This window comes from Microcoleus sp. Pol11C3 (assembly GCF_036701485.1).
GTDB lineage: Bacteria > Cyanobacteriota > Cyanobacteriia > Cyanobacteriales > Microcoleaceae > Microcoleus.
The window spans coordinates 1-2,743 of record NZ_JAUBQW010000260.1 but is presented as its reverse complement, the minus strand read 5'-3'; the positions used below and the strand labels follow the sequence as shown (position 1 = coordinate 2,743).

Sequence of the window (2,743 nt, the reverse complement as noted above, 5' to 3'; positions counted from 1 at the left end):
GCCGGATGCGGGGAAACCAGCACGTCCGGATCTAACTGAGAGGTACGAAGGATAATACCTTCTATCGACTCAACCAACCAGTATTCTCGCAAACACCCGGTTTCTGATTTATCGACTCCGCCCGTTAGGATGTATAATGAAGGATAGCTTTATTTTAAGAGTAAAGATGTATGACGCTATCAATTGAGCCTCAATCCAAGCTTTCTCTGGCTGCATTTTTAAATTTACCAGAAACAGAACCGGCGAGTGAATACATCGACGGTCAAGTTTATCAGAAACCGCTGCCTCAAGGAAAACATAGTCTGATTCAAACAGAGTTTGCCTCCACAATTAATCAGCAGGGTAAACCCAGAATACTCGCTTTAGCTTTGACTGAGTTACGCTGCACATTTGGGGGACGTTCTTTAGTGCCAGATATTGCGGTTTTTGAATGGTATCGCATCCCAGTTGATGAGAATGGAGAAATTGCTGATCGATTTGAAAGTCATCCCGATTGGGTGATTGAAATTCTTTCACCAGAACAGTCTCCCAATCGTGTGATTAACAAGATTATTTTTTCGATTCAGCACCACACCAAATTAGGTTGGTTCATCGATCTTCACGATCGCTCTATCATGGTATTTCAACCGAATCAGTTGCCAGAAGTCAAGTATGACAGCGATATGTTACCGATTGTCAATGTATTGAGCGATTGGCAAGTGCGAGTTGCAGATATTTTTAGTTTTTTACAAGTTAATTAATCCAGTAGCGTCTTTCTGATCGATCGACTGCGCCCAAGAAACCGGGTTTTTTCCGAGATTAAAGGCTATCAACCAGTATTATCGCAAAAACCCGGTTTTTGACCACCCGCTTCTTCCTTCATATATAACTATGCCGCCAACACTTAAAGAATCCCGCGAATTTCTCCAAGACTTTGAATTCAACAAATTATTCGTCCAAAAACTCGGTTGGGATAATCCATCTTCCCCCAAAACCGTACCTGTAGAAATAGAAGGCGAGACTTATTCCCGAAAGGCAATCGCCCAACTTAACGGAGTAGTTGTATATGAAATTACCAGCGCTAGCGGAAATATCCCCAACAGCACCGAAAGACTGACGATTTATCGCGAAATCGTCCAAATTTCCGCCGAAAATCTGTTGATTTTTATTGATGAAAATCGCACTAAATGTCTGTGGTATTGGGTGAAGCGCGAAGGTACAAAGCTTTATCCCCGCGATCATGTATACGTGAAACGGGAACCTTGCGATTTGCTGCTGAGTAAAGTGACAGCTTTAAAGGTTGATTTAGAAGAATTAGAAACGCTTTCGGTGATTGATGTCGCCCAAAGATTGCAGGCTGGCTTGGATGTCGAACGAGTAACTAAAAAGTTTTTTGAAGAGTTTAAACAGCAACACGTTGAATTTTTAAGTGTGATTCGCGGCATTGACAAAGAAACAGACAGACGCTGGTATACTTCGGTTTTACTCAACCGTTTGATGTTTGTTTATTTTTTGCAGCGCAAAGGGTTTATCGACAGCGGCAAAATCCTGTATTTGCAGGAAAAGTTAGCCGAAAGCAAGCAGGGGGGAACCGATTTATTTTACTCGCAATTCTTGACAACACTGTTTTTTGATGGATTTGCTAAACCTCTGGATTTGCGGGAGGAAGGCGTTAAAGAATTAATCGGCGATGTTAAATATTTGAATGGAGGACTGTTTCTAGAACATCCCATCGAACAAAATTATCCGAATATCGCCATACCCGATGCTGCTTTTGAGAAAATATTTAATTTATTTGCTGCCTATTCTTGGAATCTTGACGATACAGTGGGCGGGAAGGAAAACGAAATTAATCCGGCGGTTTTGGGATACATCTTTGAGAAATACATTAACCAAAAAGCCTTTGGTGCTTATTATACCAGGCCGGAGATTACTGAATATTTGTGCGATCGCACAATCAACAAACTAATTCTCGATAGAGTTAACCAAGCAACCACATCTCGTCGCTTTGAAACCATCACCGAACTTCTCACCAATCTCGACGCAAATCTCTGCCGCCGTTTGCTAGAAGACATCCTCCCAAACTTAACATTATTAGACCCAGCCTGCGGTTCCGGCGCGTTTTTAGTCGCAGCGATGAAAACGCTGATTTACATCTATTCAACAGTCTTTGGTACAAGCAAGTTTTTAACCGACCACTACCTCAATAATTACCTCAAAACAATCGAAACAGAGCATTCATCACTTAACTACTATATCAAAAAAAAGATTATTAGCGATAATCTCTACGGCGTGGATATCATGCCGGAAGCAGTGGAAATCGCTAAATTGCGACTATTTTTAGCCTTAGTTTCGGCGGCGCACGATGTCAGCGAATTGGAACCGTTGCCGAATATTGATTTTAACATCATGTCGGGCAATTCCTTAATTGGATTGATTCGGGTGGATGAGACGGGCTTTGATTCCGTAGGAGATTCGCTGCAAGGAAATCTGCTGCAAACTTTGGCGGCTAACAGCTACAAAGCAATCTTAGCAGACAAAAATAAATCGGTAGATTTGTACAAACAACACGCTTTTGAGTCGGGGGAACAAGCCGCTGGTTCTCAAGAATCTCGGTTGTTGATGTTGCGGAGTCATATCATGTCCGGTAGCATAACCATAATTAAGCCGCAACTTGGGGCCACCAGTGGAAATTTGTCAAACCTCGAACTAAGTCTTGCTGTTGGAGTAATTGTTGGCAGCGATTAAATAAAATTTCCTCTAA

2 protein-coding genes are annotated in these 2,743 nt (G+C 42.0%); both read left to right on the top strand.

The window, feature by feature from the left end; translation table 11 throughout:
• Window positions 1-170 precede the first annotated feature (170 nt).
• A complete protein-coding gene (locus QUA40_RS28225; protein ID WP_333131950.1) occupies window positions 171-740 on the top strand; it encodes a Uma2 family endonuclease in 570 nt (189 codons plus the stop codon).
• 130 nt (window positions 741-870) lie between these two features.
• Window positions 871-2,727: a DNA methyltransferase gene (locus QUA40_RS28220; RefSeq protein WP_333131948.1), complete on the top strand. Its 1,857-nt coding sequence runs from the start codon at window positions 871-873 to the stop codon at window positions 2,725-2,727.
• The last annotated feature ends 16 nt before the right edge of the window (window positions 2,728-2,743 follow it).